The organism is Dietzia sp. B44, assembly GCF_014145245.1.
Classification (GTDB): domain Bacteria; phylum Actinomycetota; class Actinomycetes; order Mycobacteriales; family Mycobacteriaceae; genus Dietzia; species Dietzia natronolimnaea.
Genome location: NZ_JAALEF010000466.1, coordinates 1 through 1,474, shown reverse-complemented (window position 1 = coordinate 1,474; position 1,474 = coordinate 1). Strand labels below are relative to the sequence as shown.

Below are 1,474 nucleotides of genomic sequence, written 5' to 3'. Positions count from 1 at the left end.
GGCGGCAGTGCCCAGGACCCGCGGCGACAGGTGGCGCACCATCCAGGCGGCGAACGGCGCGGCGATCACGCCGCCGACCAGCAGCGCGGCCGCGAACGCCCAGTTGATGCCGGCGGCGCCGAGGCCGAAGAGGAAGCCGATCGAGGCGCTCACCGCCACCACGAACTCCGAGGCGCTGATGGAGCCGACGACCTTCCGGGGCTCGACCCGACCCGACGAGAGCAGGGTGGTCGTTCCCACCGGGCCCCATCCGCCGCCACCGAACGCGTCGAGGGTTCCGCCGGCGAAGCCGAGTGGGACGAGGAAGCGCGCCGAGATCTGGCCGGAGAACTGGGGTCGCCTGCCGCCGAGTCGCAGGAAGCGATAGAGGACGTAGAAGCCGAGCACGAGCAGGAGCGAGGCGACGATGGGCTTGGCCGCCGCGCTGGACAGCCGGGTCAGCGCGGTCGCGCCGATGAAGGCACCCACCGCACCCGGTCCGGCGAGGATCGCGACGATGCGCCAGTCCACGTTCCCGAACTTGTGGTGGGAGATCCCCGAGGCGAGCGTGGTGCCGATCTGGGCGAAGTGCACGGCGGCGGACGCGGCGGCGGGGGCGATCCCGGCTGCCACGAGGATGGTCGTCGAGGTGACGCCGTATCCCATGCCGAGCGAGCCGTCGACCAGCTGGGCCAGGAGTCCGGCGAAGCCGAGGACGATCAGGGTGGGCACGGGGGGATCCTCCGACGTCGGTCGATGACACTGTCACTCCCGGTGGCCGCCTGTCGGGCGGAGGGAGAGACCCTCCGGCCATTAAGGCATTAAACCGAGCTGTTCAGTAGACATTAACATCTGACCGCGGTGGGAGCCACCGGTGAGTCAGCGGATCCGGGCCCCGTCCGTCAGCGGGGCTCCCAGGCGTCGTCGTCGAGGGTGAGCGCGTGGACGTCGGGGGGCAGCCGGCCCTCGGCCAGATCCGAGAGCGACACCGCGTCCATGACCCGCCGCAGGGAGGCCCTCGAGGCGATCCACACGTGCTGGAGGACAGCGGCGCGCTCGTTGTAGTCGACCGCCTCGGGGCGTACGTCGTAGACGCTGACGAGGGGGCCGTCGACCGCGCGCAGGACGTCCGCGACGGTGACCGCCCCCGCGTCCTGGGCGAGCGTCCAGCCGCCGGTTTTGCCCCGCCTACTGGCCACGATGCCGGCCCGCCGCAGGTCCGACAGGATGGACTGGAGGAACCCGTGCGGGATGTCCTGCAGCCGCCCCAGTTCCTCGGCGCTGATCGGGTTCTCGCGGGGGCCGTCGCCACCGTGATCCCGCTGCGCGTTCGCGAGTTCGACGAGCGCCCGCAGCGCGTAGTCCGATTTCGCGGTGACCCTCATGGGGACAGTCTCCCAGAGCGCCTCGCGCGCCGGGCGGGGGAGTGGCGAGGGGCGCCGGGCGGGCCCCCTATCCCCGCGCGGGCACGGGGTCGTGGGCCACGGCGGGCCCA

2 protein-coding genes are annotated in these 1,474 nt (G+C 72.5%); both read right to left on the bottom strand.

Annotated features, from left to right (window positions below):
- Window positions 1-711: TSUP family transporter (locus G6017_RS14275; protein ID WP_182610943.1), on the bottom strand; the 711-nt coding region annotated here is incomplete at its 3' end.
- A gap of 170 nt (window positions 712-881) precedes the next feature.
- On the bottom strand, window positions 882-1,364 hold the full coding sequence (locus G6017_RS14270; protein WP_179523228.1) for an RrF2 family transcriptional regulator: 483 nt from the start codon (window positions 1,362-1,364) through the stop codon (window positions 882-884).
- Window positions 1,365-1,474: the final 110 nt, after the last annotated feature.